Annotated in this window: 25 protein-coding genes and 1 pseudogene; 14 read left to right on the forward strand and 12 right to left on the reverse strand. The window is 72.9% G+C overall.

What is annotated here, in order from left to right; translation table 11 throughout:
* Window positions 1-41 precede the first annotated feature (41 nt).
* Both mmpB and BUE44_RS01560 read left to right on the forward strand, forming a co-directional pair.
* Window positions 42-173, forward strand: a complete 132-nt coding sequence (gene mmpB / locus BUE44_RS39180) for a morphogenic membrane protein MmpB (RefSeq protein ID WP_265737143.1) — start codon at window positions 42-44, stop codon at window positions 171-173.
* 61 nt (window positions 174-234) lie between these two features.
* Window positions 235-843 carry a nucleoside triphosphate pyrophosphatase gene (locus BUE44_RS01560; RefSeq protein WP_073492771.1) on the forward strand — a complete coding sequence of 203 codons (609 nt, stop codon included), beginning with the start codon at window positions 235-237 and terminating at the stop codon, window positions 841-843.
* Here BUE44_RS01560 and BUE44_RS01565 read toward each other — a convergent pair.
* Window positions 824-1,285, reverse strand: coding sequence for a hypothetical protein (locus tag BUE44_RS01565; RefSeq protein ID WP_107415586.1), 462 nt, complete (start codon window positions 1,283-1,285; stop codon window positions 824-826). The genes BUE44_RS01560 and BUE44_RS01565 overlap by 20 nt on opposite strands.
* Window positions 1,286-1,704: 419 nt before the next feature.
* Between BUE44_RS01565 and BUE44_RS01570 the strand changes: the two genes are divergently transcribed.
* Window positions 1,705-3,462 carry an acetyl/propionyl/methylcrotonyl-CoA carboxylase subunit alpha gene (locus BUE44_RS01570; RefSeq protein ID WP_073492773.1) on the forward strand — a complete coding sequence of 586 codons (1,758 nt, stop codon included), beginning with the start codon at window positions 1,705-1,707 and terminating at the stop codon, window positions 3,460-3,462.
* Between the two features lie 73 nt (window positions 3,463-3,535).
* On the opposite strand, the gene BUE44_RS01575 is transcribed toward BUE44_RS01570, so the two are convergent.
* On the reverse strand, window positions 3,536-4,978 hold the full coding sequence (locus BUE44_RS01575; RefSeq protein ID WP_079189391.1) for an MFS transporter: 1,443 nt from the start codon (window positions 4,976-4,978) through the stop codon (window positions 3,536-3,538).
* A 124-nt stretch (window positions 4,979-5,102) separates the two neighbouring features.
* On the opposite strand from BUE44_RS01575, the gene BUE44_RS01580 reads away from it, so the two are divergent.
* The 4 genes from BUE44_RS01580 (at window position 5,103) to hutH (ending at window position 9,493) form a co-directional block, all read left to right on the forward strand.
* Window positions 5,103-5,660, forward strand: a complete 558-nt coding sequence (locus BUE44_RS01580) for a TetR/AcrR family transcriptional regulator (protein ID WP_073492775.1) — start codon at window positions 5,103-5,105, stop codon at window positions 5,658-5,660.
* A 122-nt stretch (window positions 5,661-5,782) separates the two neighbouring features.
* Window positions 5,783-6,583, forward strand: coding sequence for an enoyl-CoA hydratase/isomerase family protein (locus tag BUE44_RS01585; RefSeq protein ID WP_073492777.1), 801 nt, complete (start codon window positions 5,783-5,785; stop codon window positions 6,581-6,583).
* 123 nt (window positions 6,584-6,706) lie between these two features.
* Window positions 6,707-7,867 carry a GGDEF domain-containing protein gene (locus tag BUE44_RS01590; RefSeq protein WP_073492779.1) on the forward strand — a complete coding sequence of 387 codons (1,161 nt, stop codon included), beginning with the start codon at window positions 6,707-6,709 and terminating at the stop codon, window positions 7,865-7,867.
* A 63-nt stretch (window positions 7,868-7,930) separates the two neighbouring features.
* Window positions 7,931-9,493: a histidine ammonia-lyase gene (hutH, locus tag BUE44_RS01595; protein WP_073492781.1), complete on the forward strand. Its 1,563-nt coding sequence runs from the start codon at window positions 7,931-7,933 to the stop codon at window positions 9,491-9,493.
* Window positions 9,494-9,522: 29 nt separating this feature from the next.
* On the opposite strand, the gene BUE44_RS01600 is transcribed toward hutH, so the two are convergent.
* Entirely contained in the window at window positions 9,523-9,786 is a 264-nt protein-coding gene (locus tag BUE44_RS01600; protein WP_073492783.1) for an LAETG motif-containing sortase-dependent surface protein, read from the reverse strand.
* 380 nt (window positions 9,787-10,166) lie between these two features.
* Between BUE44_RS01600 and BUE44_RS01605 the strand changes: the two genes are divergently transcribed.
* Window positions 10,167-11,522 carry a L,D-transpeptidase gene (locus tag BUE44_RS01605; protein ID WP_235001858.1) on the forward strand — a complete coding sequence of 452 codons (1,356 nt, stop codon included), beginning with the start codon at window positions 10,167-10,169 and terminating at the stop codon, window positions 11,520-11,522.
* Here BUE44_RS01605 and BUE44_RS01610 read toward each other — a convergent pair.
* The gene (locus BUE44_RS01610; protein WP_079189392.1) at window positions 11,470-12,681 is read right to left on the reverse strand and encodes an ROK family transcriptional regulator; all 1,212 of its coding nucleotides are present in this window, start codon (window positions 12,679-12,681) and stop codon (window positions 11,470-11,472) included. The genes BUE44_RS01605 and BUE44_RS01610 overlap by 53 nt on opposite strands.
* Window positions 12,682-13,164: 483 nt before the next feature.
* A complete protein-coding gene (xylB, locus tag BUE44_RS01615) occupies window positions 13,165-14,589 on the reverse strand; it encodes a xylulokinase (RefSeq protein ID WP_073492785.1) in 1,425 nt (474 codons plus the stop codon).
* Between the two features lie 99 nt (window positions 14,590-14,688).
* Here xylB and BUE44_RS01620 point away from each other — a divergent pair.
* A pseudogene (locus BUE44_RS01620) lies at window positions 14,689-15,410 on the forward strand (TIM barrel protein); the annotation flags it as partial.
* 13 nt (window positions 15,411-15,423) lie between these two features.
* On the opposite strand, the gene BUE44_RS01625 reads toward BUE44_RS01620, so the two are convergent.
* Window positions 15,424-16,281: a phosphatase PAP2 family protein gene (locus tag BUE44_RS01625; protein ID WP_235001859.1), complete on the reverse strand. Its 858-nt coding sequence runs from the start codon at window positions 16,279-16,281 to the stop codon at window positions 15,424-15,426.
* 402 nt (window positions 16,282-16,683) lie between these two features.
* On the opposite strand from BUE44_RS01625, the gene BUE44_RS01630 reads away from it, so the two are divergent.
* A complete protein-coding gene (locus BUE44_RS01630) occupies window positions 16,684-18,747 on the forward strand; it encodes a glycosyl hydrolase family 28-related protein (RefSeq protein WP_073492787.1) in 2,064 nt (687 codons plus the stop codon).
* Between the two features lie 64 nt (window positions 18,748-18,811).
* Here BUE44_RS01630 and BUE44_RS01635 read toward each other — a convergent pair whose 3' ends face one another.
* Entirely contained in the window at window positions 18,812-19,309 is a 498-nt protein-coding gene (locus tag BUE44_RS01635) for a hypothetical protein (RefSeq protein WP_143172455.1), read from the reverse strand.
* Between the two features lie 134 nt (window positions 19,310-19,443).
* On the opposite strand from BUE44_RS01635, the gene BUE44_RS01640 reads away from it, so the two are divergent.
* Complete coding sequence (locus BUE44_RS01640) at window positions 19,444-20,586, forward strand: cystathionine gamma-synthase (RefSeq protein ID WP_073492791.1); 1,143 nt, start codon at window positions 19,444-19,446, stop codon at window positions 20,584-20,586.
* A gap of 23 nt (window positions 20,587-20,609) precedes the next feature.
* Here the strand turns inward: BUE44_RS01640 and BUE44_RS36290 are convergent, their stop codons facing one another.
* From BUE44_RS36290 to BUE44_RS01655, 3 genes are read right to left on the reverse strand one after another with little or no spacing between them, the layout of a single operon-like run.
* Window positions 20,610-20,912, reverse strand: coding sequence for a hypothetical protein (locus BUE44_RS36290; protein ID WP_073492793.1), 303 nt, complete (start codon window positions 20,910-20,912; stop codon window positions 20,610-20,612).
* Entirely contained in the window at window positions 20,909-21,481 is a 573-nt protein-coding gene (locus BUE44_RS01650; RefSeq protein ID WP_073492795.1) for a sigma factor-like helix-turn-helix DNA-binding protein, read from the reverse strand. Before BUE44_RS01650 ends, BUE44_RS36290 begins: the two co-directional genes overlap by 4 nt.
* Window positions 21,482-21,513: 32 nt before the next feature.
* Entirely contained in the window at window positions 21,514-22,071 is a 558-nt protein-coding gene (locus tag BUE44_RS01655; RefSeq protein ID WP_073492797.1) for a MarR family winged helix-turn-helix transcriptional regulator, read from the reverse strand.
* Window positions 22,072-22,278: 207 nt separating this feature from the next.
* On the opposite strand from BUE44_RS01655, the gene ilvA reads away from it, so the two are divergent.
* From ilvA to BUE44_RS01670, 3 genes are all read left to right on the forward strand, one after another.
* A complete protein-coding gene (gene ilvA, locus BUE44_RS01660; protein WP_073492799.1) occupies window positions 22,279-23,508 on the forward strand; it encodes a threonine ammonia-lyase in 1,230 nt (409 codons plus the stop codon).
* Window positions 23,509-23,699: 191 nt separating this feature from the next.
* Window positions 23,700-24,743: an ATP-binding cassette domain-containing protein gene (locus BUE44_RS01665; protein WP_073492801.1), complete on the forward strand. Its 1,044-nt coding sequence runs from the start codon at window positions 23,700-23,702 to the stop codon at window positions 24,741-24,743.
* On the forward strand, window positions 24,740-25,597 hold the full coding sequence (locus BUE44_RS01670) for an ABC transporter permease (protein WP_073492803.1): 858 nt from the start codon (window positions 24,740-24,742) through the stop codon (window positions 25,595-25,597). The genes BUE44_RS01665 and BUE44_RS01670 overlap by 4 nt, the downstream gene beginning before the upstream one ends.
* A gap of 63 nt (window positions 25,598-25,660) precedes the next feature.
* Here the strand turns inward: BUE44_RS01670 and greA are convergent, their stop codons facing one another.
* A complete protein-coding gene (gene greA, locus BUE44_RS01675; RefSeq protein ID WP_073492805.1) occupies window positions 25,661-26,158 on the reverse strand; it encodes a transcription elongation factor GreA in 498 nt (165 codons plus the stop codon).
* Window positions 26,159-26,306: 148 nt separating this feature from the next.
* Complete coding sequence (locus tag BUE44_RS01680) at window positions 26,307-26,729, reverse strand: DUF4307 domain-containing protein (protein WP_073492807.1); 423 nt, start codon at window positions 26,727-26,729, stop codon at window positions 26,307-26,309.
* Window positions 26,730-26,820 lie beyond the last annotated feature (91 nt).

The raw sequence follows: 26,820 nt of genomic DNA on the forward strand, positions 1-26,820 counted from the left end.
TACTCAGGCGCGGCGGTGCCCCCCGGAGCAACCTGGGAGACATGTTGTGGCCGGACGATCAACGCGACGAGCCCTCCGCGGAGATGCGGCACGCTCTGAAGATGCTGCGCCGGGCGATGCTGGTCGCCGCGGTGGTCGCGGGGCTGATGGCCCTGGCGCTGCTGCGATGGTGAGCGCCACCGGACGTACGGGGACGGGCGTCCGGCGGCCGGTGGCGCTGCCTACGATGGTGCGATGACGTCGAATCGCCGCGTGCTCGTCCTCGCCTCCGCCTCCCCCGCCAGGCTCGGCCTGCTCAAGCAGGCCGGGTTCGACCCGCGGGTGCTGGTCAGCGGGGTGGACGAGGACGCGATCAGCGCGGACAGCCCCGCCGAGCTGGCCCGGGTGCTGGCCGAGGCGAAGGCCGCCGCGGTGGCGTCCGGCGGCATGCTGGACGGCGGCGAGATCGTCGTGGGCTGCGACTCGGTGCTCGACCTGGACGGCGAGGCGCTGGGCAAGCCCGCCGACGCCGCCGAGGCGACCGCCCGCTGGCAGGCGATGCGCGGCCGCTCGGGCGTGCTGCGCACCGGCCACTGCGTGATCGACACCGCCGACGGCCGCCAGGTGTCGGCGACGGCGTCCACGACCGTGCGGTTCGGGACCCCGGACGACGCCGAGGTCGCCGCCTACGTGGCCAGCGGCGAACCGCTCCACGTGGCGGGCGCCTTCACCCTGGACGGCCGCTCCGCGCCCTTCGTGGAGGGCGTCGACGGCGACCCGGGCAATGTCATCGGCCTGTCGCTGCCGCTGCTGCGCTCGCTGCTGTCCGACCTCGGGGTGCGGATCACGGACCTGTGGACGTGACCGGGGCGCCGGGCGCCGCCGGCGGAGCGGCGGGCGGGGCGGCCTCCTGACGGTCCTCGGGTGCGTAGAGCAGCAGCGTGCCGACCAGCAGGGCGAGGACCAGCATCAGCACCACGAAGGCGTACCAGCCGACCAGGCCGACCACGATCGCGCCGACCACGCCGTGCACCACCGCGCAGACGATGAGCACGATGCGGCCCACCCGGCCGGACATCCGGTCGCGCAGCGCGATACGGGCCACCAGGACCGCGCAGGTGATCAGGAAGAGGGCGAACAGCCCGCCGCCCACCCAGGATCCGGCAGCCATGGCGTCGGGGTCGAGCCCGCCGAGGGACATCTTCTGGTGCCGTACGGCCAGGCCCATGATCCAGTTCACGAAGCCGATCGTGAGGGCTTCGAGCACCAGGACCACGGCGGTGCCGACGGCTATACCTCTGCGCACACTTGTCCCCCTCCGCGGCCGAATCCTGCGCGTCGCAGGCTACTCACGAGTAAGAGCGCGGGCAAGGGTCCGCGCACCGGCCGGCGGCCGACGGCGGGTCACCGGCCGCCCGCCGGGGGGCCGGCGGCGCGCGGGGCGTCACTCTTCAGGGCGAGCCGGCCGCAAAGTTTTCGCGCACTATTCGTGGGGTTCCCACAAAAGAACGTCAGCGCGGTGCACGGACTTCAAGCGAGTTGCCCCCCACGCCCGGTAGTGCGGGACATCGGTGGGAGCGGGGCCGTACCGTGGACTGAGCAGGCGTTCACGGGTTGTTGTGGCCCGTGGATCACCCTCCGTGTGGGCAAGCTCACGTGCAGGGGTGCCTCGGCACCAAGTGTGGCCAGTACCTAAACTCGGCTTGTTTCATGGAGGGAGCCATCGTGCGCAAGGTGCTCATCGCCAACCGCGGTGAAATCGCAGTACGCGTCGCCCGTGCCTGCCGGGATGCCGGGATCGCCAGCGTAGCCGTCTACGCGGACCCCGATCGGGACGCGCCGCATGTCCGCGCGGCCGACGAGGCGTACGCACTGGGCGGCGACACACCAGCCACCAGTTATCTGGACTTCGCGAAGGTGCTCGGGGCGGCCGCCGAGTCGGGGGCCGACGCCGTGCACCCCGGCTACGGCTTCCTGTCGGAGAACGCCGAATTCGCGCAGGCGGTGCTCGACGCCGGTCTGACCTGGATCGGCCCGCCGCCGCAGGCGATCCGCGACCTGGGCGACAAGGTCGCCGCGCGGCACATCGCCCAGCGGGCCGGTGCGCCGCTGGTCGCCGGCACGCCCGACCCGGTCTCGGGCGCCGAGGAGGTCGTGTCCTTCGCCAAGGAGCACGGCCTGCCGATCGCCATCAAGGCCGCCTTCGGCGGTGGCGGGCGCGGCCTGAAGGTCGCCCGCACCCTGGAGGAGGTCCCCGAGCTGTACGACTCGGCGGTGCGCGAGGCGGTCGCCGCCTTCGGGCGCGGCGAGTGTTTCGTGGAGCGCTACCTGGACCGCCCGCGGCACGTCGAGACGCAGTGCCTGGCCGACACCCACGGCAATGTCGTGGTGGTCTCCACCCGCGACTGCTCGCTCCAGCGCCGCCACCAGAAGCTCGTCGAGGAGGCCCCGGCCCCCTATCTGACCGAGGAACAGAACGCGCAGCTGTATGCCGCGTCGAAGGCGATCCTGCGCGAGGCGGGCTACGCCGGCGCGGGCACCTGCGAATTCCTCGTCGGCCAGGACGGCACGATCTCCTTCCTGGAGGTCAACACCCGCCTCCAGGTCGAGCACCCGGTCACCGAGGAGGTCTCCGGCATCGACCTGGTGCGGGAGATGTTCCGGATCGCCGACGGCGAGGAGCTGGGGTACGACGACCCGCCGCTGCGCGGCCACTCCTTCGAGTTCCGCATCAACGGCGAGGACCCGGGCCGCAACTTCCTGCCCGCGCCCGGCACCGTGACCCGCTTCAGCGCGCCCTCCGGACCCGGTGTGCGGCTGGACGCGGGTGTCGAGGCGGGCAGCGTCATCGGCCCGGCCTGGGACTCGCTGCTGGCCAAGCTGATCGTCACCGGCGCCACCCGGGAGCAGGCGCTCCAGCGGGCGGCCCGGGCGCTGAACGAATTCCAGGTCGAGGGCATGGCCACCGCGATCCCCTTCCACCGCGCGGTGGTCAGGGACCCGGCGTTCGCGCCGCCGCAGGGCCCCTTCACCATCCACACCCGGTGGATCGAGACCGAGTTCGTCAACACGATCCCGCCCTTCACCGGTCCGGCGCTGGACGAGGAGGAGGCCCAGGGCCGCGAGACGGTCGTGGTCGAGGTCGGCGGCAAGCGCCTCGAGGTGTCGCTGCCCGCGTCGCTGGGCATGACGCTGGCCCGCACCGGACTGGCCGCGGGCGCCAAGCCCAAGCGGCGGGCGGCGGCCAAGGCCGGCGTTGCGGCGTCCGGCGACTCGCTGGCCTCGCCGATGCAGGGCACCATCGTCAAGGTCGCGGTCGAGGAGAACCAGCAGGTCAGCGAGGGCGACCTGATCGTGGTGCTGGAGGCGATGAAGATGGAGCAGCCGCTCAACGCGCACCGCTCCGGCACCGTCATCGGCCTCAAGGCGGAGGTCGGCTCGTCGGTCTCCTCCGGCGCGGTCATCTGCGAGATCAAGGACTGATCGGTAGGGCACACAAAGCGGCGCGGCACCCCGGACCGGGGTGCCGCGCCGCTTTGTGTGCCCTACCTACGGCTCAGTTCAGGACCTGCACGCGCGGCTGCCTGAGCGACAGCACCAGTGCCAGCGCGATGCCGGTGAAGACCGCCGACAGGGTGAAGGCGGCCGTGGCGCCGTGGATGAACGGGTTCTGGGTGTGCCGCCGCGACACCGTGCCGAAGACGGTGACGAGCACCGACAGGCCGAGGCTGCCGCCGACCTGCTGCATGGTCTGCAGCAGGCCGGACGCGGACCCGGCGTCCTTGGGCTCGACACCGGACAGGATGAAGGTGTTCAGCGGCATCACCGTCCAGCCCATGCCGACGCCCATCAGGATCAGCGTCGGCAGGATGCCCTGCGCGTAGCCGTCGGACGCGCTCAGCTGGGTGATCCAGACGGCGCCCACGAGGGTGAGCGACGAGCCGACGGCCGCCACCCGCTTGGCGCCGAAGCGGGCCAGGGCGTGCGGCGCGATCCTGGCGGCCAGGAAGAGCGGCCCGGCCAGCGGCAGGAAGGCGAAGCCGGTCTTCAGCGGGCTGTAGCCGAGGAAGGTCTGCAGATACTGCGTCGAGAAGTAGAAGGTGCCGAACATCCCGGCCACCAGCAGCAGCATCACCGCGTAGGCCAGCGCCCGGTTGCGGTCGGCGAACAGCCGCAGCACCACCAGCGGCCGCTCCACCCGGGTCTCGTTGACCAGGAAGGAGGCGAGCAGCGCGACGGCGATCACGAAGGTGGTCAGCGCCCGGGTGTCGCTCCAGCTGCTCTCGCCGACCCGGATGAAGGCGTAGACCAGCGAGGCCATGCCGAGGGTGCCGGTCAGCGCGCCGGCGATGTCGAAGCGGCCGCCGCGGTGCCGCTCGGTCTCCTTGATGAAGCGCGGCGCGAGCAGCACGATGGCGATGCCGACCGGGATGTTGACGAAGAACACCCAGCGCCAGGACCCCCAGTCGGTGAGCATGCCGCCGACGGTCAGGCCGACCGCCGAGCCCGCGCCCGAGATCGCCGAGAAGACGCTGAGCGCGCGGTTGCGCTCGCTGCCCTCGCGGAAGGAGGTGGCGATCAGCGCGAGGGTGCTGGGCGCGGCCAGCGCGGCGGCGGCGCCCTGGAAGCCGCGGGCGACCAGCAGGGTGGTCGAGTCGTTGGCTACACCGCCGGCTATCGAGGCGAGCGTGAAGGCCGCGACTCCCCAGACCAGCGCGGTACGCCGGCCGATCAGGTCGCCGATCCGGCTGCCGAGCAGCAGCAGACCGCCGAAGGCGAGGGTGTAGACGTTGAGCACCCAGGACATGCCGGTGGGCGAGAAGCCCAGGTGGGTACCGATGCCGGGCAGGGCGACGTTCACCACGGTGGCGTCGAGAAGCAGCATCAACTGGGTACCGAGGATCGCGGCGAGGGCGAAGAATGCGTGCAAGCGGGAGGGGGCCGGCTCGCGGGTGGTGGTCGTGGTCGAGCTCTGGTCGCGCACGGCGTGCGTGGACATGGCTGCTAAGCCTCCAGCGGAGAAGACAAACGGAGGTCGTCTCCGGTAACTATACGGAGACTTCCTCCGGTTCTACAATCGGATTCGGGGAAGCGATCCCCGGCACCCGGGAGGCGGGACGGAAATGCGGGCAGACGCACAGCGCAACTACGACCGGTTGCTGGAGGAGGCCAAGCAGGCCTTCATCGTGCACGGCACGGACGTCGCGCTAGAGGACATCGCCCGCCACGCAGGAGTCGGGATCGGCACGCTCTACCGGCACTTCCCCGACCGCTACTCGCTGATGAACGCGGTCTTCATCCGCGAGCTCGAATCGCTCAGCGAGCGGGCGGACGACCTGATCAGCGCGGACGACCCGGCCGACGCGCTCTTCTCCTGGCTGCGCGCGGTGGGCGCGCACTCCGCCATGTACCGCGGCCTGTCCTCGGCGATCCTCGCCCAGTCCGACGGCCGGATGCTCCAGTGCAAGGCGCAGCTGCGCCAGTCCGGGGGTGCGCTGCTGAGCCGGGCGCAGGAGTCCGGCGCGGTCCGGGACGGCATCGAGGTGTCCGACCTGCTCAAGCTGACGTCGGCGCTCGTGCTGTGCGCCGAGAAGAACCCCGAGGACAGGAAGACCTTCGACCGCCTGATGTCCCTCGCCGTCAACGGCATCCTGGCGCCCCGCGAGGCCCCGCCGGCCTAGGCCTTGTCGGACAGGCCCTCGCGGTGACGGGCGGTCACGCCGCACCTGGCGGGGGTGCGGCCCGCCCGGGAGGCCCGTGGGAGGATGGCCGCGTTCACGGTCGTTAACCGGGAGGCGGTCCGATGGGTGAGGTGCGGTACGGCGAGTGGGTGCGGGTCGAGCGCCACGGTGAGCGGGTGGCCGAGCTGGTGCTCGACCGGCCCGCCGCCATGAACGCCGTCTCGACGGCCATGGCCGAGGCCATCGCCGCCGCGTGCGCCGCGCTCGCGGCCGACCGGACGGTGAGCGTCACCGTCCTCAGCTCCTCCAGCGAGAAGGCCTTCTGCGTCGGCGCCGACCTCAAGGAGCGCAACTCCCTGACCGACGCCGAACTGGGCCGCCAGCGGCCGTACGCCCGCGCCGCGTACACCGGCGTGCTCGACCTGCCGATGCCCGCCGTCGCCGCCGTGCACGGCTACGCCCTCGGCGGCGGCTTCGAACTGGCCCTCGCCTGCGACCTGATCGTCGCCGACGCCTCGGCCGTGCTCGGCCTGCCCGAGGTCTCCGTCGGCGTCATCCCCGGCGGCGGCGGCACCCAGCTCCTCCCGCGCCGCGTCGGCGCCGCCCGCGCGGCCGAACTCGTCTTCACCGCCCGCCGCGTCCCCGCGCCCGAGGCCCTCGACCTGGGCCTGGTCGACCAGCTCGCCCCCGAGGGCGAGACCGCCAGGACCGCCGCGCTCGCCCTGGCCGCACGCATCGCCTCGAACTCCCCGGTCGGCCTGCGTGCCGCCAAACGCGCCCTGCGCCTGGGCCATGGCCTCGACCTGCGCGCCGGCCTCGACGTCGAGGACGCGGCCTGGCGCACGGTGGCCTTCTCCGGCGACCGCGCGGAGGGCGTGGCGGCCTTCAACGAACGCCGACCGCCGCGGTGGCCGAACCCGTAGGGCGGGCCGGCCGGACGGCGGCCGGGCCGGTGCGCGAGGCCGTCCCCGGGGGCCGGGTCCGGGCGGGCGGCCGTTCGGCGTATCCGGCGTTCGAAGTCGGGCAAAGCTCTCTAGCCTGGGGAGATGGTGGACGGGACGGCCGACGTACGGCTCCGGGCTGTCGTCGAGCTGGCGCAGGCGCTCGCGACCGCGCAGACCCCGCAGGACGCGGCCCGCGCGGGCGCGCACCGGGCGCGGCTGGCGATGGGCGGGTCCTTCGCGGCGGTCTCGGCGTGGGAGCGGGAGACCGGGCGGCTGCGGGTGCTGGTCAACGACGGCGACCTGGCCCCCGGTGAGGAGCCCGAGCCGGCCGACGAGACGTACTCGGTGCACGACTTCCCCGAGATCGCCGAATTCCTGCACGGCAGCTGGGCGCGCGGCGGCGAACCGCACGCCTGGGTCGAGACGTCGGAGGGCACGGGTGCCTCGCCGGGGGGCAGCAGCTGGGGCCGGGCCGCGGCCCTGCGCCGCCGGGGCCGCGGCAGCTGCGTCGTGGCGCCGCTGGTGCTGCACGGGCGCGCGTGGGGAGAGGTGTACGTCGCCCGCGGCCACGGTGAGCCGCCCTTCGCCCGGCCCGACGCCGACTTCGCCACCGTGCTCGCCGCGGTCATCGCGTCCGGCATCGCCCAGACCGAGCGGCTGGCCGAGGTCCAGCGGCTGGCCTTCACCGATCCGCTCACCGGCCTCGGCAACCGCCGGGCCGTCGACCAGCGCCTCGACGAGGCCCTGGAGCAGCACCGGGCCGACGGCACCGCCGTCAGCCTCATGGTCTGCGACCTCAACGGCCTCAAGAAGGTCAACGACCAGCTCGGCCACGCGGTGGGCGACCGGCTGCTGGAGCGCTTCGGGTCCCTCCTCTCGCTGTGCGGCGCCATGCTCCCCGGCAGCCTGGCGGCGCGGCTGGGCGGTGACGAGTTCTGCATCGTCGCGGTGGGGAGTGCCGCGGACGAGGTGGTGCGGGCGGCGGGCGAGCTGTGCGTGCGGGCGGCCGAGCTCGACGTGGGGGAAGGGGTCGCCTGCGGTGTGGCCTCCACCGCCGACCCGATCGGGCCCGTGCGGTCCGCGCGGCGCCTCTTCCGTCTCGCCGACGCGGCCCAATACCGGGCCAAGGCCCTGCGGTCGCCGCAGCCGGTCGTCGCCGGCCGCGAAGGTCCGGAGGACCCGGTCCTGCACCTCGCGGACTCCCCGCCGCCCGCCCCGCCCGCGGACCGCCGCCACCTGCGCGGGCACCGCGCCCCCGAATGAGGCCGCCGGAGGGGAGCACCCGGAGGGTGACAGCCGGGGATTCAGTGCCTAGGGTGCGTGAATATGAATATGCACAACGTGGTGATCGGCCCTCACGGGGCCACCCCCGAGGACGTCCTCGCCGTGGCCCGCGCCGGGGCCGTCGTCGAGGTGGGGCCGGCCGCGGTGGCCGGCATGGCGGCGGCCAGGGAGGTCGTGGAGGCACTGGCCGCCAGGCCGGAGCCGGTGTACGGCGTGTCCACCGGCTTCGGCGCGCTCGCCGTACGGCACATCTCGCCCGAGCTGCGGGCCCAGCTCCAGCGCTCGCTCGTACGCTCGCACGCCGCCGGCATGGGGCCGCGCGTGGAGCGCGAGGTGGTGCGCGCGCTGATGTTCCTGCGGCTCAAGACGCTCGCGTCGGGCCGCACGGGCGTGCGGCCGGTCGTCGCGGAGACGATGGCCGCGCTGCTGAACGCCGGGATCACCCCGGTGGTCCACGAGTACGGCAGCCTCGGCTGCTCCGGGGACCTCGCGCCGCTCGCCCACTGCGCCCAGGTGCTGATGGGGGAGGGGGAGGCCGAGGGGCCCGACGGGGAGGTGCGGCCGGCGGGCGAACTGCTCGCCGCGCACGGGATCGAGCCGGTGGAGCTGCGGGAGAAGGAGGGCCTGGCCCTCATCAACGGCACCGACGGCATGCTCGGCATGCTGCTGATGGCGTGCGCCGACCTCGCCGGGCTGTTCACCGCGGCCGACATCACGGCCGCACTGTCGCTCGAAGCCCTGCTCGGCACCGAGCGGGTGCTGGCCCCCGAGCTGCACGCGATCCGGCCGCACCCCGGGCAGGCGGCCTCCGCGGCCAACATGGCCAAGATGCTCGCGGGTTCCGGGCTGACCGGGCACCACCAGGACGACGCGCCCCGCGTGCAGGACGCGTACTCCATCCGCTGCGCCCCGCAGGTGGCCGGTGCGGGCCGGGACACCCTCGCGCACGCCCGGCTGGTCGCGGAGCGCGAACTGGCCGCGGCCGTCGACAATCCCGTCGTCCTGGTCGAGGGCCCCGGAGGAGGGCGGGTGGAGTCGAACGGCAACTTCCACGGCGCCCCGGTCGGCTACGTGCTGGACTTCCTGGCGATCGCCGCCGCCGACCTCGGGTCGATCGCCGAGCGGCGTACCGACCGGCTGCTGGACAAGAACAGGTCGCACGGGCTGCCGCCGTTCCTGGCCGACGACCCGGGCGTCGACTCCGGGCTGATGATCGCCCAGTACACGCAGGCCGCGCTGGTCAGCGAGATGAAGCGGCTCGCGGTGCCGGCCTCGGTCGACTCGATCCCCTCCTCGGCGATGCAGGAGGACCACGTGTCGATGGGCTGGTCGGCGGCGCGCAAGCTGCGTACCGCGGTCGACGCGCTGGCGCGGATCATCGCCGTGGAGATGTTCGCGGCCACCCGGGCGCTGGAGCTGCGGGCCATCGCCGGCGGCAGGCCCGCGCCCGCCACGGCCGCCGTGCTCGCGGCCGTACGGGAGGCCGGAGTGCCGGGTCCGGGCCGGGACCGCTTCCTGTCACCCGACCTGGAGGCGGCGCACGTCTTCGTACGGTCCGGCGCACTGGTCCGCGCGGCGGAGGGCGTCACCGGACCGCTGGCGTAACGGGTGACGCCCACCGCGTGAGCGGCAGGTCAGAGCGCGGCCCGGCGGGTCCGCCGGGTCGCGTCGACGACCAGGCCGGCGCCGAGGACCAGGAAGGCCGAGCCGCCGATGACGTACGGCGTGGTGTCGATGCTGCCGGTGTCGGCGAGATCGAGCTGCCGCGCCGACGCCGGTGCGGCATGGCGGGACGTCGCGGGCGCGTGCTGGGGGCTGGCGCTCGCGGACGGTACGAAATACAGCGCGGCCAGCACCGACGCGGCGACTGCGGCGACGTAAGGGCGGGGCGAGGCCAATGGAACCCCCAGGGGTTGCGACGACTTGACCGTGGTCGCCGATGGTAGTGACTCCGCCCACCCCTTGGGAAGTCGTGTCCCGGCCTGGCCTGCCCGGTTTCGACAGCCGGCCGCGCGGCGGCGGCAAGGCCCCGTCAGCGCCCCGTCAGCGCCCCGTCGGCTCCCGGCGGGCGGCGGCGGACGGGGGGTCGGCACCGCCACGCAGCGGGCTGCCGCGGGCACGGAGAGTCCCCTCCAAGGGGCCGCCCGCCCTCTCAGCGTGTGAAAGGACACAATTATGACCGGAAAGGGTGATTTGCACAGAGGTGGCTGTTTCCATAGGGACGGAAGAAGCCCGTGGTGTGCCGCCGCGGAGGACCCCAGCCCCATTGGAGAGATGCGTGACGCCGCCCGACAACGGATCTGCCCCCGCCAAGCACCCGAAGATCACCCGGCGCCGCACGCTCGCGGCCGCGGCCGTGCTGATCGGCGGGAGCGTCGCCCTCGCCGCGTGCAACAGCGGTGGCGGCGCGCACGCGGACAGCAAGGCGTCGGCCAGCCCGTCGGTGACCGCCCAGGCCCCGACGCAGACGCCGAGCCAGTCCCCGTCCCCGCTCACCCAGGCCAGCCAGGACGCCGCGGCGGCCAAGCACACCTCCGCCGCGAAGATCACCATCACCCCGAAGACCGGCGCCACCGGCGCCAAGGTCACCGGGGCGGTGAAGGTCTCCGTCAGCGGCGGCGCCCTGACGTCGGTGACCATGAAGGCCAAGGCCACCGGGCACGCGGTCGCGGGCAAGCTGTCCGCCGACAAGAAGAGCTGGACCCCGTCCGGCCCGCTGTCGCACAGCACCCAGTACACGATCGCCGCAGCCGCCACCGACGCCTCGGGCCAGCCCGCCGCGGCGACCTCCACCTTCGCGACCGTCGCGGCCACGCCGTCGACCTTCACCGGCTACTTCACGCCCGAGGACGGTTCCACCGTCGGCGTCGGGATGCCGGTGTCGGTCAACTTCGACCACGCGATATCCAAGGCCGACCGGGCCGCCGTGCAGCGCGGCATCAGCGTGACGTCCAGCAGCGGGCAGCCGGTGGTCGGCCACTGGTTCAGCTCCAAGCGGCTCGACCTGCGCCCCCAGACGTACTGGACGGCCGGCTCGCACGTCACCCTCGACCTGAACCTCAAGGGCGTCAAGGGCGCCCCCGGCGTCTACGGCGTGCAGCACAAGACCGTCGGCTTCGACGTGGGCCGCTCGCAGATATCCACCGTCGACACCAAGACCCACATGATGACCGTCGTCCGCGACGGCCAGGTCATCAGGACCATCCCCATCTCGGCGGGCGGCGCGGGCCACACCACCTACGACGGCAAGATGGTCATCGAGGAGAAGGACCAGACCACCCGGATGAACGGGGCCACCGTCGGCTTCACCGACGCGGACGGCAAGGGCGAGTACGACATCCCCGACGTGCCGCACGCCATGCGGCTGAGCGACTCCGGCACCTTCATCCACGGCAACTACTGGGGCGACCCGTCGGTCTTCGGTACGGCCAACACCAGCCACGGCTGCATCGGCATCGAGGACCTCAAGGGCGGCGGCGACCCGACCACCGACGCCGCGTGGTTCTACGACAACTCGCTGATCGGCGACGTCGTCACGGTCGTCAACTCGCCCGACAAGGTCATCCAGCCCAGCAACGGGCTCAACGGCTGGAACATGACGTGGAGCCAGTGGGTGGCGGGCTCGGCTCTGTAAGCCCCCCGCCCTCGGCGCCCTCAGCGCCTTCCGTCACCGTACGGATCCACGCCGCGGGGTCGTCCAGCACGGTACGCACCGAGCTGTAGGCGGCCCCGCGCAGCACGCCGTCATGGCCCAGCCGGGAGATCAGCACGTCCTGGGCACGCCACTGGCGGTCCGTGACCCGCGCGGCCAGCTCGCGGCGCACGCCCGGCAGCAACCAGGGCGCGAGGTCCGCGAGCGGGCCGCCGACCACCACGGCCTGCGGGTCGAGCAGGTTGACCGCACCGCTGAGGGCTATGCCCAGGGCGGCGCCTGCCTCCTCCAGCGCACGCAGTGCCGAGGGGTCGCCCGCGACAGCCGCCGCCTTCAGTGCCGGGCCGCGCCCGGTACGCACGCCGGCGGCCCGCAGCAGCGCCTCCTCGCCAGCGTAGGTCTCCAGGCAGCCGGTCGCACCGCACGAGCAGCGCGGCCCGTCGGGGCGCACCGGCACATGCCCCAGCTCGCCCGCGAAGCCGCGGGCACCGCGGAAGAGGCGGCCCTCCACGACCAGGGCGGCGCCGATGCCGATCTCGGCGGACACGTGCACGAAGTCGGTGAGGCGGCCGTCGTGGCCGCCGAGCCACAGCTCGGCCAGGGCGCCGAGGTTCGCCTCGTTCTCCACGGCCGCGCCCTCGCTGAAAGCCGCGGCCAGCGGCACGTCCTCCCAGCCCAGGTTCGGCGCCCGCAGCACCGTGCCGCGGTCCGGGCCGATCAGTCCCGGCACCGCGACCGTCGTACGCACCGGGTGCAGGCCGGCTTTCGCCGCCTCCGCGGTGACCCCGGCCGTCAGCTCCGCCAGCTCCTCCAGGACCGCCGCCGCCGGGCGGCCGCGGTTCGCCGCCGGACGCTGCGCGCGGACCCGCACCTTGCCGCGCAGGTCCACCGCGCAGGCCGCCAGGTGGTCCACGCCGATCTCCGCCCCGATGCCGGCCGGGCCCGTCTCGGCCAGCGCCAGCACCGTTCCCGGGCGGCCGACCGTTCCCGGGCGCTGCGCGCCCTGCTCCTCCACCAGCCCCGCGGCCATCAGCTCGTCCACGAGCGTCGACACGGTGGCCCGCGTCAGACCCACCTCCGCGGCGACCGCGGCCCTCGTCACCTTCTCGCCCGCGGCGAGGGCCCGGGTGACCAGTGCCATGTTTCGCTGCCGAAGGCCGGCTTGTGCGCCCGTGCCCTTCCCCACGATGTCCCTCCGGTCCGGTTGTCGCCAGTACGCCCGCGCGTCCACGGCGCTTCGGGGGTGACCCCCCCCGCACCCCTGGAAGAGTCCCACCCCCGACGGTGCCGCTGCCCCCCCAGCCGCGCCCCTTGCGGTGCGTTGCTTGCTTTCCGCCTTGACGGCGGGGCGCTCCGTTCTCCCTCAGCGCTTCGCGTGGGGTGCTGCCCCGTGCGGTGCGTTGCCTTCTTTCCCGCCTATACGGCGGGGCGCGCAGTTCCCCGCGCCCCTTTGGGTCCTGCGTCCACCTACGCCCAGCGTTGCCACCCGCCAGGGGGCTGGACCTCTGCGCACGAGGGGACGCGTTTTTCGGGGGCGCGTGGGGGCACCCCCAGGCGAAGCGCTGGAGGTGCCCCCAGGGGCGCAGGGCACTGCGGGGCGGCCACATGCGCAAGGGGCACCCGGTTACGCTCCGGCCAAGGGAAGCGCGGCTGCCAGGCGGGTGTGGGCGGCCTCGTCGAGGGGGAGGGCGGGGTGGGTGCGGCCCGCGGTGGTGGACCAGCGGGACGCGATCGCCGGGGCCGCCTCACCCGTGAGCGCCGCGGCGGCCTGGACCGCGGCGCCGAGGGCGACGAGTTCCGCGGCCTCGGGGACCTGGACGGGGCGGCCGGACAGGCGGCGTACCGTCTCCAGCCACGCGACGCCGCGCGAGCCGCCGCCGATGACGAGGAGCGGCTCGTCGGAGGGGGCGCCGCCGTCCACGGCGAGGACCTGGTCGAGGGCGCCGAGCAGCGCGTAGACCGCACCGTCGTAGGCGCCCTGGAGGACCTGCCCGGCGGTCGTGTCGTGGCGCAGGCCGGTGAGCAGGCCGGACGCGTACGGCAGGTTCGGCGTGCGCTCGCCGTCGAGGAAGGGCAGGAAGGCGACGGAGCCGCCGGGCTCGACGTCCTCCCGCTGCCGGCCGAGCAGCGCGGCCACCTTGTCGACGGCGAGCGTGCAGTTCAGGGTGCACGCGAGTGGCAGCCACCCGCCGTCGGCTGCGGCGAAGCCGGCCACCACCCCGCCGGCGTCGGTGGGCCGCTGCCGGGAGACGGCGTAGACGGTGCCTGACGTGCCGAGGCTGAGGGCGGCGCGGCCGGGCGTGAGGCCGAGGCCGAGCGCGGCGGCGGCGTTGTCGCCGGTGCCGGCGGCGACGACCGCGCCGGCCCGCAGCGGCAGCCCGTCGCGTACGGTGCCGGCCCGCTCGCCGGGCCCCAGCACGGTGGGCAGCAGGTCGGGCGCGAGGCCGATCTCGGCGAGCAGCGTCTCGTCGTAGGCCTCGGTGTCCGAGCGCCACCAGCCCGTGCCGGAGACGTCGCCGCGGTCGGTGACGGCGGCACCGGAGAGGCGCTCGGTCAGGAAGTCGTGCGGGAGCCGCACCGCGCGGGCGGCCTCGGCGGCGGCCGGCTCGTGCTCGGCGAGCCAGGCCCACTTGGAGACGGTGAAGCTGGCGCCGGGGACCGAGCCGAAGCGCTGGGCCCAGTGCCCGGCGCCGTACTTGTCGACCAGCGCGGCGGCCTGCGGGGCCGACCGCACGTCGTTCCAGAGCATGGCGGGCCGCAGCGGCCGCCCGGCCGCGTCGAGCACCACGAGCCCGTGCTGCTGGCCGCCGACGGAGACCGCCTCGGCGCGGCCGGCCCATTCACCCAGCTGGCCGAGCGCGTCCTGCAGCGCCGACCACCACACCTCGGGGTCGGTCTCCCGTGCCGCGCCGGTGCTCACGGTGTGCCGCGCCTGGCCGGACGCCAGGACGGCGCCGGTCTCGGCGTCCACCGCCAGCACCTTGGTGGATTGCGTGGAACTGTCGATCCCGAGGACGACCGGTCCGTGCGATGCGCTGTCCGACCCCATGTGATTCCTGTCCCTTCCGGAGCCCGTAGCGAGCTGCCAGTTCCCATCATCGGCCTCGCATACTAATTTGTTCAACAGTCTGACGAATAGGAGCGAGCCGTGAGGACTTCCGAGACGAACCTCACCCCGGGACCCGAGCACAAGTTCACCTTCGGCCTGTGGACGGTGGGCTGGCTGGGACGCGACCCCTTCGGTGAGGCGACCCGCGCGACGATCGACCTGGGACGGCGGCTTCACGGCCGACGACCGGGACGTGCGCCGCTTCGCGCTGCGCAAGACCATCCGCAGCATCGACCTGGCCGCCGAGCTGGGCGCCGAGGTCTATGTCGCCTGGGGCGGCCGCGAGGGCGCCGAGTCCGGCGCCGCCAAGGACGTACGGGTCGCGCTCGACCGCTTCAGGGAGGCCTTCGACCTGCTCGGCGACTACGTCACCGAGCAGGGCTACGACCTGAAGTTCGCCATCGAGCCCAAGCCGAACGAGCCGCGCGGCGACATCCTGCTGCCGACCGTCGGCCACGCGTTGGCGTTCATCAACACCCTTGAGCGCCCCGAGCTGGTCGGCGTCGACCCCGAGGTCGGCCACGAGCAGATGGCCGGGCTGAACTTCCCGTACGGCATCGCCCAGGCGCTGTGGCGCAAGAAGCTCTTCCACATCGACCTGAACGGCCAGACCGGCATCAAGTACGACCAGGACCTGCGCTTCGGCGCCGGTGACCTGCGGTCGGCGTTCTGGCTGGTGGACCTGCTGGGGTCGGCGGGCTACGAGGGCCCGCGTGCGGCACTTCGACTTCAAGCCGCCGCGCACCGAGGACTACGACGGTGGCACCCCGGCGGTCAGTCCTGCACCGGCCGTCGCTTGAGCGGCCACGCCCAGTGCCTGCGGTCCGCCGGCAGCTCGGGCGGGTCGGTGACCGGGCCGGGGATGACGGCGAGGCCCACGCCCAGCAGGGCGCAGCCGACGATGCAGTCCAGCCAGTAGTGGTTGGCGGTGCCGACCACCACCAGCATGGTGACCAGCGGGTGCAGCAGCCACAGCCAGCGCCACCGCGAGCGGTACGCGGCGATCAGCCCGACCGCGATGGCCAGCGCCCATCCGACGTGCAGTGACGGCATGGCCGCGAACTGGTTGGCCAGCGAGTCGCCGTCGGGTTTGCCGTAGACGGCGGGCCCGTAGGCCGCCGCGGTGTCGACCATGCCGTCGCTCTTGAGCAGCCGCGGCGGGGCGAGCGGGAAGAACAGGTGCCCGATGAGCGCCAGCATCGTCTGGATCACGATGGCCCGCCGGATCCACAGGTAGTGCGCACGCTTCTTGGCGAACATCCACCCCAGGAAGATGACCATGGCCGGGAAGTGGACCGTGGCGTAGAGGTAGTTGGCGGCGTGGATCACCGTCTCGCTGTGCAGCATCAGCCGCTGCACGGAGGCCTCGCTCGGCAGGTGCACGCCCCGCTCGAAGGACCAGACCGAGTCGGCGTGCCGGTATGCCTCGTCCGTGTGTCCGTTGGCGACCTTGCGCCCGTATTTGTACACCGCGTTGACGGCGACGAGCAGCAGCAGTTCGGGCAGTAGCCGCGGCAGTCTGGCGGGCAGCGGGACCCGCGGGGGTCTGGGGAAGTGGTGCTTGCCGACGACGACCGACGACGTCCCGATTCCCCACCCCATACCGCAGCCCTGCCCCTCCACCGATTCCACCGACAGCCCGGACCCAGCGTTCGTCCCACCGCCTGCCCCGCAGAACCGACGTGAAGCCGACCGCTGCCGGCCATCCCCGCAAAACCCGCACGCGATGTCCGGGAGGCCGACGTCGCACGGCGGGTTCGGGAAAGCGCGTCACGGCGCGGGCCGCGGGTACTGCACGGTGGTGGCCGAGCGCAACGCGCGTATCGGTGGACGCAAAAATCGCGCACTGTCATGAAGTTGGGCGGCAAACTTGCGAAATACGCTCGCACGAGCCTTGTGGAAACGGACGGCGCCGACCTAAATTCGCCTCACCCCGGCGCCCGCCGGTGAACCGCTGTCAGACCGGGGAGGCCGCGGGCGCCGGGGGCGTAGGGAACCCCCACCTGAGCCTGTCCCGAGAGAATCGAGCTTTCGATGTCACGGAGCATCACCGGTGCTGTGGCGAGATGGTCAAGAGGTCCGCGGCGAAGAGCCGTCGTGACCGTCGCGTCGGTGACCGCCGCGGCGGCCGCGCTCGGCGTGCTGGCCGGCGGTACGGCGGTCGCCGGTACGGCCGGCAAGAGCGCCGCGAAGGCCGTGGTGACCCGGGCCGCGCTCGACCCCGCACTGACCGCGGGGCGCGGCGCGAGTGTCGGCTTCGCCGAGCAGGAGGCCGAGAACGCGGTCACCGACGGCACCGTCATCGGGCCCGGGCGGGACGCGTACACGCTGCCCGCCGAGGCGTCCGGCCGCAGCGCGGTGACCTTGCAGCCGGGGCAGTACGTGGACTTCACGCTGCCCGCCGCGGCCAACGCGATCAACGTGCGCTACAGCATCCCCGACGCCCCCGCGGGCGGCGGCCGCACCTCGCCGCTGAAGGTCGCCGTCGACGGCGGCGCGGCCAGGACCATGACGCTGACCTCGCAATATGCCTGGCTGTACAACCAGTACCCGTTCTCCAACGACCCCGACGCCGACCTCCTGCACCCCGACTACTGGGTCACCGAGTGCGGCTGCGTCCCGCAGGCCACCACGCCGACGCCGGTCTTCGCCAAGCCCTTCCGGCCCAACCACTTCTACGACGAGCAGCGCCTGCTGCTCGGGCGTACGTACAAGGCCGGCCAGACCGTACGGCTGAGCGTGCCGGCCGGGGCCGCGGCCACCACCGTGGACCTGATGGACTCGCAGCTGGTCGCACCGCCGAAGGTCGATCTGCTGGCCGCCAACGTGCTGGCCTTCGGCGCCGACCCGACCGGGCGGCGGGAGTCGGCCGACGCGATCGACAAGGCCGTCGCCTTCGCGCGGCGCGCCCACCTGAAGGTCTACATCCCGCCGGGCACCTACCAGGTGAACCGGCACATCGTCGTCGACCACGTCACCATCGAGGGCGCGGGCAACTGGTACACGGTCATCAAGGGCCACCAGGTGGACCTCGCCACCCCGGCGCCCGACAATTCTGTACACACCGGCGTCGGCTTCTACGGCAAGGACGCAGCGGCCGGCGGCAGTTCCGACGTCCACCTGTCCGGCTTCGCGATCCAGGGCGACGTGCGCGAGCGGATCGACACCGACCAGGTCAACGGGATCGGCGGGTCGCTGAGCGACTCCACCATCGACGGGCTGTACATCCAGCACACCAAGGTCGGCATGTGGTTCGACGGGCCGATGAGCAACCTGCGGATCACGGACAACGTGATCGTGGACCAGATCGCCGACGGCATCAACTTCCACACCGGCGTGACGCATTCGGCCATCGCCGGCAACTTCCTGCGCAACACCGGCGACGACGCGCTCGCGATGTGGTCGGAGAAGACCGAGGACGCGGACAACACCATCGACCACAACACCGTGCAGACCCCGGTGCTCGCCAACGGCATAGCCGTCTACGGCGGTTCCGACAACACCGTCTCGGCCAACCTGATCGCCGACCCGATCCGCGAGGGCAGCGCCCTCCAGGTCGGCTCCCGCTTCGGCTCCGAGGCCTTCACCGGCAAGCTGTCGATCACCGACAACACCACGGTCAGGGCCGGTACGTACGAGCTGAACTGGAAGATCGGGCTCGGCGCGATCTGGTTCTACGCGCTGGAGAAGAACATCGACGCCGACATCCAGGTGACCGGCGACCACTTCCTCGACAGCACCTACAACGCGATCATGCTGGTCAGCGACTTCCCGGTGAAGGACCTCTACTCCATCACCGGCGTCCACTTCAAGGACATCCAGGTCGACGGCACCGGCACCTCGGTGCTCAGCGCCCGCGCCAAGGGCGGCGCGACCTTCGAGAACGTCGACGCCCGCAATGTCGGAGCCGTCGGCGTCAACAACTGCGGCTCCTTCAACTTCCCCGCCACCGGCTCCGAGTTCACCGTCACCGACCTCGGCGGCAACGACGGCGGCGGCACGACGGGCCCCTGGCTGGCCCCCTGGGAGCTGCCCAACACCATCACCTGCAACGACCGCCCGGCCGTGGTCCCGCCCCCGGCCCCGTCCGCCTGGTAGGCGCGAAACCCCCGGCCGGCCGCTCCGGACAGCGGCCGGCCGGGTCGGCGCGGCGCGGCGCCCGTCAGCGCAGGCCCGCCTCGCGCTCCGCCGCCGCACGCAGCCAGTCGGTGAAGCGCTCACCGGTGGCGTTCGGCCCCGCGAAGGGGCCGTCGGGCTCGTTGTACGACCACACCTCGGGGTCGGGCCCGGGGCCGCGCAGGAAGTCGAAGCGGTAGCCCTGGTGCATCAGCACCACCCGGTCGCCGGCCTCGAAGCGGAACGGCACCGCGCGCTCGGCCAGCAGGTCCTCCGCGGCCTCCCGCAGGCCCAGCATCAGCGGGTAGAAGACGTCGCTGCTGACCAGGAAACGGCCGAAGCCGCCGCCGGTCATGGTCAGGAAGCAGCGGTAGGCGGCTCCGACGGGTCCCGGCTGGTCGCGTTCGATCTCCATGATCTCCCGCACCCCGAGCCCCAGCGGCCGCGCACCCGCCGCGTCGCCGCGCCCGTCGAGCAGACCCACCGCGGCCCGCACCCGCGCCTCCGGCCCCATCCGCGCCCAGACCGTGTCGTCGATCGTCACCGGCCTGCCCCCGTGCACCCAGCCCACCCCCGGTCAGTCGCCCTACCCGCCACCGCACATGACTACCAGAGCCGGGGCCACGCCGGTGGATTCCTGCCCCGGACCGGGCGCCGCGGGGCACTACGCTCGGCGGCATGAGCGATCAGCACTTCGAGACCCTTGCCATCCACGCGGGGCAGCCGGCCGACGCGACCACCGGCGCCGTCGTCACGCCGATCTACCAGGTGTCGACGTACAAGCAGGACGGCGTCGGCGGCCTGCGCGGCGGATACGAGTACAGCAGGTCGGCGAACCCGACCAGGACCGCCCTCGAACAGAACCTGGCGGCGCTGGAGGGCGGCGTCCGCGGCCTGGCCTTCGCGTCGGGTCTGGCGGCCGAGGACTGCCTGCTGCGTACCCTCCTGGCGCCCGGTGACCACGTGGTGATCCCCAACGACGCCTACGGCGGCACCTTCCGGCTGTTCGCGAAGGTCGTGGAGCGCTGGGGCGTGACCTGGTCGGTGGCCGACACCTCCGACGTGCAGGCGGTACGGGACGCGGTCCGGCCCGAGACGAAGGCGATCTGGGTCGAGACGCCGTCCAACCCGCTGCTGGGCGTCACCGACATCGCCGCGCTCGCCGGGGTGGCCCGGCAGGCGGGGGTGCGGCTGGTGGTCGACAACACCTTCGCCAGCCCCTACCTCCAGCAGCCGCTCGCACTGGGCGCCGACGTCGTGGTGCACTCCACCACCAAGTACATGGGCGGCCACTCCGACGTCGTCGGCGGCGCCCTGGTGACCTCCGACACCGCCCTCGGCGAGGAGCTGGCCTACCACCAGAACGCGATGGGCGCGGTCGCCGGGCCCTTCGACGCGTGGCTGGTGATGCGCGGCATCAAGACCCTCGCGGTCCGCATGGACCGGCACAGCGCCAACGCAGCCCGGGTCGCGGAGCTGCTGGCCGCGCACCCCCGGGTGCACCAGGTCTACTACCCGGGGCTGCCCGAGCACCCCGGCCACGAGGTCGCCGCCAAGCAGATGCGGGCCTTCGGCGGGATGGTGTCCTTCCGGGTCGACGGCGGCGAGGACGCGGCGGTCGCGGTGTGCGACCGGGCGAAGCTCTTCACCCTCGGCGAGTCGCTGGGCGGCGTCGAGTCGCTGATCGAGCACCCGGGCCGGATGACGCACGCCTCGGTGGCCGGCTCCGCCCTCGAAGTGCCTGCGGATCTCGTACGCCTGTCGGTCGGCATCGAAGCGCTGGACGACCTGCTGGCCGACCTGACCCAGGCGCTGGGCTGACCCGGTAGGGCCCTCGCGGCGCCCTACTCGCCCCACGGCAGGCGCGGCGCCGCGAGCCGGCCCAGGCCCACCGGCGACCACCACGTGCCGTCGCCGGGGTTGCCGGCCGGGGCGCGGTGGGCGGGCCAGGTGAGCACCGCGGCGACGACGCCGGCCACCACCGCGGCCACCAGCAGCACCCACAGCACGTGCAGCCCGACGCGGCGGCGGCGTACCGTACGCCGCCCCCGCGCGGCCGCCACGGCGACCAGTCCCGCGGGCACCGCCGGGTGCGGGGTGTCGAGCAGCTGCCGCACCTCGTCGTCCCGCCGGTTCGGCGCCCTCACGGCGCCACCTGCCCGGCCGGCGGGCGGGCGGCCCGGTCCGCGCGGTCGCGCGCCTCGGCCACCGTGCGCGGCGGTTCCCCGCGTCGTCCCGGCAGCGGTGCGCCCTGGGCGCCTTCGGCGGCCGGCGGGGCCGGTCCCGCCGGGTCGTAGCGGTGGCTGCGCAGGGTCGCGGCGGCCCTGGCGCAGATCGCCCTGACCCGGTCGGTGGCCAGGCCCAGCTGCGCCGCCGTCTGCTCCTCCGCGACGCCCTCGAAATACCGCATCGTGACGACGAGCCGCTCCTGCGGGGTGAGCCGCGCGAGCACTCCGCCGCGCGGGCGCCGCCACCACGGCCGGCCGGCGAAGCGGCGTACCAGCTCCGCCCGCGCCTGGTCGTACGGGTCCTCGGCGCCCATCCGCAGCCAGTCGGCGTAGGTACGCGCCAGCGTCGCGGTCAGCAGCCGCTCGGCCTGCTCCCGGTCGCCGGTGAGCAGGGTGGCGGTGTGCAGCAGGCGGCCCGCCGCCCCGGCGGTGAACGCCGCGAATTCGGCGTCCCGTCGGATCTCCGCTGCCGCCCGGCGCTTGCCCACGCGGCCATGGGACGGCAACCGGGTATCCCGGGTCAAGCCCCTTGCGTGTCCCCCTGCGGCTCGTACGCACCATCCGTACGCGGTGCACCCTCCGCCGCTCCCGGAGCGTCGTCGTCGCCTCGGCCGAGGCCGGCGTGCCAGTCGGCGAGCGCGGTGTTGAACCGGACGAGAAGGTCGGTGAAGACCTCCCGCTCACCGGTCGTCCAGCCGTCGGTGACCTCGGCCATCAGCCGGCGGCGCGAGTCGCGCACCTCGTCGAGCCGGCCGCGGCCGCGCGGCGAGACCGCGAGCACCACGGCCCTGCCGTCGTCGGGGTGCGAGGTGCGCTTGACCAGGCCGGTGTCGACCAGCGGCGCGACCTGTCTGGTGACCGTCGAGGAGTCGATGCCCATGGCCTCCGCGAGCGCCTTGACGCCCATCGGTCCCTCCCGGTCGAGCCGGTTGAGCAGCAGATATGCGGCGCGGTCCATCGAGTTGCGGGCTCTGCCCACACCGCCGAGCCGGGTCTGTTCCGCGCGGCGGGCGAAAAGGGCCACCTGGTGCTGGAGGCGCTCGAGGAGTTCTGACGAGGTCTCCGTCGGTTTGGACATGACCTTGAAGCTCGCGTTCTGTCGGTCCTGTGAAGGGCGATCGGACGGCGGGAAGTTGGGAGAAGAGTACGCGGAGCCGATGCCCCGGAGACCCTGCACGCACAAACCGCAACCGGGTCCTGACCCGGTCGTGAGGCAGCACCGGCGCACCCGTGCCCCGGTGGTGCCCCGGGCGTGGCGCGGGGACGGGACTGCGAGACTGGTCGCATGGACAGACCGGCACCTTCCGCGCCCCACCCGATCACCCTCGACGACGTGCGCGGCGCCCACAAAATGCTCTCCGGTGTGGCCCGGATGACCGCGATGGAGACCAGCAGGCACCTGTCGTCGCTGGTCGGGGCACCTGTGCACCTCAAATGCGAGAACCTGCAGCGCACCGGTTCCTTCAAGATCCGCGGCGCCTACGTGCGGATCGCCGGGCTCAGCCCCGAGGAGCGCGCGGCCGGCGTGGTGGCGGCCAGCGCCGGCAACCACGCGCAGGGCGTGGCGCTCGCCGCCTCGCTGCTCGGGGTGCGCTCGACGGTCTTCATGCCGGTCGGCGCGCCGCTGCCGAAGGTCGCCGCGACCCGGGACTACGGCGCCGAGGTCCGGCTGCACGGCGCGGTCGTGGACGAGACGCTGCGGGCGGCCATCGCCTACGCCGAGCAGACCGGCGCGGTCTTCATCCACCCCTTCGACCACCCGGACATCATCGCCGGGCAGGGCACGGTGGGCCTGGAGATCCTGGAGCAGTGCCCCGAGGTGCGGACCATCCTGGTCGGTATCGGCGGCGGCGGGCTCGCGGCGGGTATCGCGGTCGCGGTCAAGGCGCTGCGGCCCGACGTGCGGGTGGTGGGGGTGCAGGCGGCGGGCGCGGCCGCGTATCCGCCCTCGCTCGCGGCCGGGCGGCCGGTCGCGCTGGGCTCGGTGGCGACCATGGCCGACGGCATCATGGTCGGCCGGCCCGGCGACGTGCCGTTCGCGCTGATCAAGGACCTGCTGGACGACGTCGTGACGGTCTCGGAGGACCAGCTCTCCTCGGCGCTGCTGCTGTGCCTGGAGCGGGCGAAGCTGGTGGTGGAGCCGGCCGGGGCCAGTTCGGTGGCGGCGCTGCTCGCGGCGCCCGACGCGTACGAGGGGCCGGTCGTCGCGCTGCTGTCGGGCGGCAACGTCGACCCGCTGCTGATGCAGCGCATCCTGCGGCACGGCATGTCGGCGGCGGGCCGCTACCTGTCGCTCCGGCTGCGGCTGACGGACCGTCCGGGGGCGCTGGCGACGCTGCTCGGGGTGTTGTCAGTGGTGGACGCTAACGTCCTGGACGTCAGTCATGTGCGGACCGATCCGCGCCTCGGGCTCACCGAGGCGGAGGTCGAGCTGCATCTGGAGACGAAGGGTCCCGAGCACTGCGCCGCGGTCGGCGCGGCGCTGGAGGACGCCGGTTACGTGGTGATCGCCTGACGCCGGGTTGACGCGATATATCGCGTCTGACATTCTCGCTATATCGCGTGGGTGCCCGGCAAAGCGTTCGCAAACCGCCGGGCATCCGGCCATCATCGGCCGATGAGTTCCGGCCGTCCGACCGGTCGTACAGCCGTAACAGCTCAACAGCCGTAACAGCTCACAGCGCAAGCAACCGACGGGAGCGAAAAATGCCGGGCGCCATCTATGCCGAAGGTCTGGTCAAGACCTTCGGCGATGTCAGGGCACTGGGGGGAGTGGACCTTGACGTGCCGGAGGGCACGGTTCTCGGTTTGCTCGGGCCCAACGGGGCGGGGAAGACCACCGCCGTCCGCGTCCTGACCACACTTCTCCAGCCGGACAGCGGCAAGGCCACCGTCGCGGGCATCGACGTACTCAAGCATCCGAACGAGGTCCGCAGGCACATCGGCCTCTCGGGCCAGTTCGCGGCCGTGGACGAGTTCCTCACCGGCCGGGAGAACATCCAGATGGTCGGCGAGCTGTACCAGCTCAGCCCCAAGGCCGCCCGCCGGCGCGCGGACGAGCTGCTGGAGCGGTTCAACCTCACCGACGCCGCCAACCGGATCTCCAAGACCTACTCCGGTGGTATGCGCCGCCGGCTCGACCTCGCGGCGGCCCTGGTGGTCAGCCCGCCGGTGATGTTCATGGACGAGCCCACCACCGGGCTCGACCCGCGCAACCGGCAGCAGCTGTGGGAGGTCATCCAGGAACTGGTCGCGGGCGGCACCACCCTGCTGCTCACCACCCAGTATCTGGACGAGGCCGACCACCTCGCGCACGACATCTGCGTCGTCGACCACGGCAAGGTCATCGCCCACGGCACCTCCGACCAGCTCAAGGCGCAGATCGGCGGCGAGCGCGTCGAGGTCGTGGTGCACGAGCGGTCCAGGATCGAGGACGCGGCCCGCGCGATGGCCGCGCACGGCAAGGGCGACGTCAAGATCGAGCAGCACACCCGCAAGATCACCGTCCCGGTCACCGGTGGTGCCAAGCTGCTGGCCGAGGTCATCCGCGACCTGGACGCCGACGGCATCGAGATCGACGACATCGGCCTGCGCCGCCCCACCCTGGACGACGTCTTCATCTCGCTCACCGGCCATGCGGCCGAGACGCCGGACAGCGGCGACGACGAGGCCGCCGGCGGCGGCGACGCGGCCGGCCGTGCCGGCAAGGACGCCAAGGACACCACGGACGTCAAGGAGGCCGTCAAGTGAGTGCCGTGACCGACACCCCACCCCAGCTCACCCTGGCGCCGAAGGCCCGCGGCGGTCTGATCCAGTCCGCGCACGACTCGCTGGTGGTCGCCAAGCGCAATCTGCGGCGGATGATGCGCATCCCCGAGGTCGTGATCTTCGGCCTCGTCCAGCCGATCATGTTCGTGGTGCTCTTCAGCTACGTCTTCGGCGGGTCCGTCAACGTCGGCGGCACCTCCGACGCCAACAGCTACCGCGAGTTCCTGATGGCCGGCATCTTCGCGCAGACGGTCACCTTCGCCACCGCGGGCGCGGGCGCCGGCATCGCCGACGACATGAGCAAGGGCCTCATCGACCGGTTCCGCTCGTTGCCGATGTCCCGCGGCGCGGTGCTCACCGGCCGTACGCTCGCCGACTCGGTGCAGACCGCGCTGACGATCGTCGTGCTGGCCTGCGTCGGCCTGCTGGTCGGCTGGCGGATCCACAACGGCATCCCGAAGATGTTCGGCGCCTTCGCGCTGCTGCTCCTGCTGGGCTACGCCTTCTCCTGGATCGGCGCGCTGATCGGCCTGTCGGTGCGGTCCCCCGAGGCGGCCACCTCGGGCGGCCTGATCTGGCTGTTCCCGGTGACCTTCGTGTCCAACGCCTTCGTGTCGCCGCAGTTCATGCCGGCCTGGCTGCGGCACGTGGCCGAGTGGAACCCCTTCAGCGCCACGGTCCAGGCCTCCCGCGTGCTGTTCGGCAACCCGGGCGTGGTCCACTCCGGCGCCTGGCCGATGGCGCACCCGGTATGGGCGTCACTGGCCTGGTCGGTGCTGATCATCGCGGTCTTCCGCACCTGGGCGGTCCGCAAGTACCGCTCGGCGACGGCGTAGCGCCCGGCCCGTACGACAGCGAGCCCCCGGCGGTCCTCCGCCGGGGGCTCGCTCGCGCGCCGGTCAGCCCTGGTACGGCTTGACGTCGAGGATCTTCACCGAGGCGCTCTTGCCGTTCGGCAGCTCGTATGTGGCGTCGTCGCCGGTCCGCTTGCCGGCCACACCGCGGCCCAGCGGGGACTGCGGCGAATACGTCTCCAGGTCGCTGGAGATGCCCTCCCGGGAGCCGAGCAGGAAGGTCGTGGTGTCGTCGGGGTCGCCGTCGAAGGCGATCGTGACCACCATGCCGGGCGCGACCACGCCGTCGTCCGCCGGAGCCTCGCCGACCTTCGCGGACTCCAGGATCTGGTTGAGCTGCCTGATGCGCAGCTCCAGCTTGCCCTGGTCCTCACGCGCCGCGTGATAGCCGGCGTTCTCCTTGAGATCGCCTTCCTGGCGGGCTTCCTCGATCTTTGCGACGATCTCGGCGCGCGCAGGACCAGACAGATGCTCCAGCTCGGCCTTGAGCTGGTCGTACGCCGCCTGGGTGAGCCAGGTGACGTTGTCGCTGGTCTGGGTCACAGGTGCTCCTCGTCGGTACTGTCGTGAAGAATTGCATTGCCACCGGTAGCCGGGACGAAACCACGAGCCTAACAATTACCGGCGGGCGACGGGAGCGGGTATGTTCGTGCCCCGCCGCGGCGGCGGGACGCGCCGGGTGTCGGGCGTGTCAGTCGCGGGGAGCGGTGCTGCAGCCGACCAGCTCGCCCGTCTGGCCGCGGGCCGTGGTGCGTACCGTGACGACCGTGTCGACCTGCTTGGCGTGCTGCGCGAGGCGTACGTCCTTGCGTCCCACCTCGGCGTGGTCCTCGCCCACCGAGCGCACCGTGCACACCGCGACGGTGCCCGCGCCCTTGTGGACCTCCAGGTGGATCTGCAGCGCCTGGTCGGAGACCGCCTGGAAGGCGACGACCTGGCCGCTGACCCTGTCACCGCTCATGGAGTCGTAGCCGTACCAGCCGATACCGGCCGTGACCAGGACACCTGCCACGATGGCGGCGATCTTCAGCCTGCGGTCGGCGCGGGCGTCCGCGCCGGGGCCGTAGCGGCCTGCGGGCGGGGAGTCGTGCGGACCGGCCTGGACAGCCGCCATGATCGTTTCTCCCGTTCACTGACCGCGGAATTATTCGCCCCCTCGCTCGGTCACTATAGAAGGCGTTGTCCCCTGCGCCCACCGAGGGGGC

It is taken from the genome of Actinacidiphila paucisporea (genome assembly GCF_900142575.1).
GTDB lineage: Bacteria > Actinomycetota > Actinomycetes > Streptomycetales > Streptomycetaceae > Actinacidiphila > Actinacidiphila paucisporea.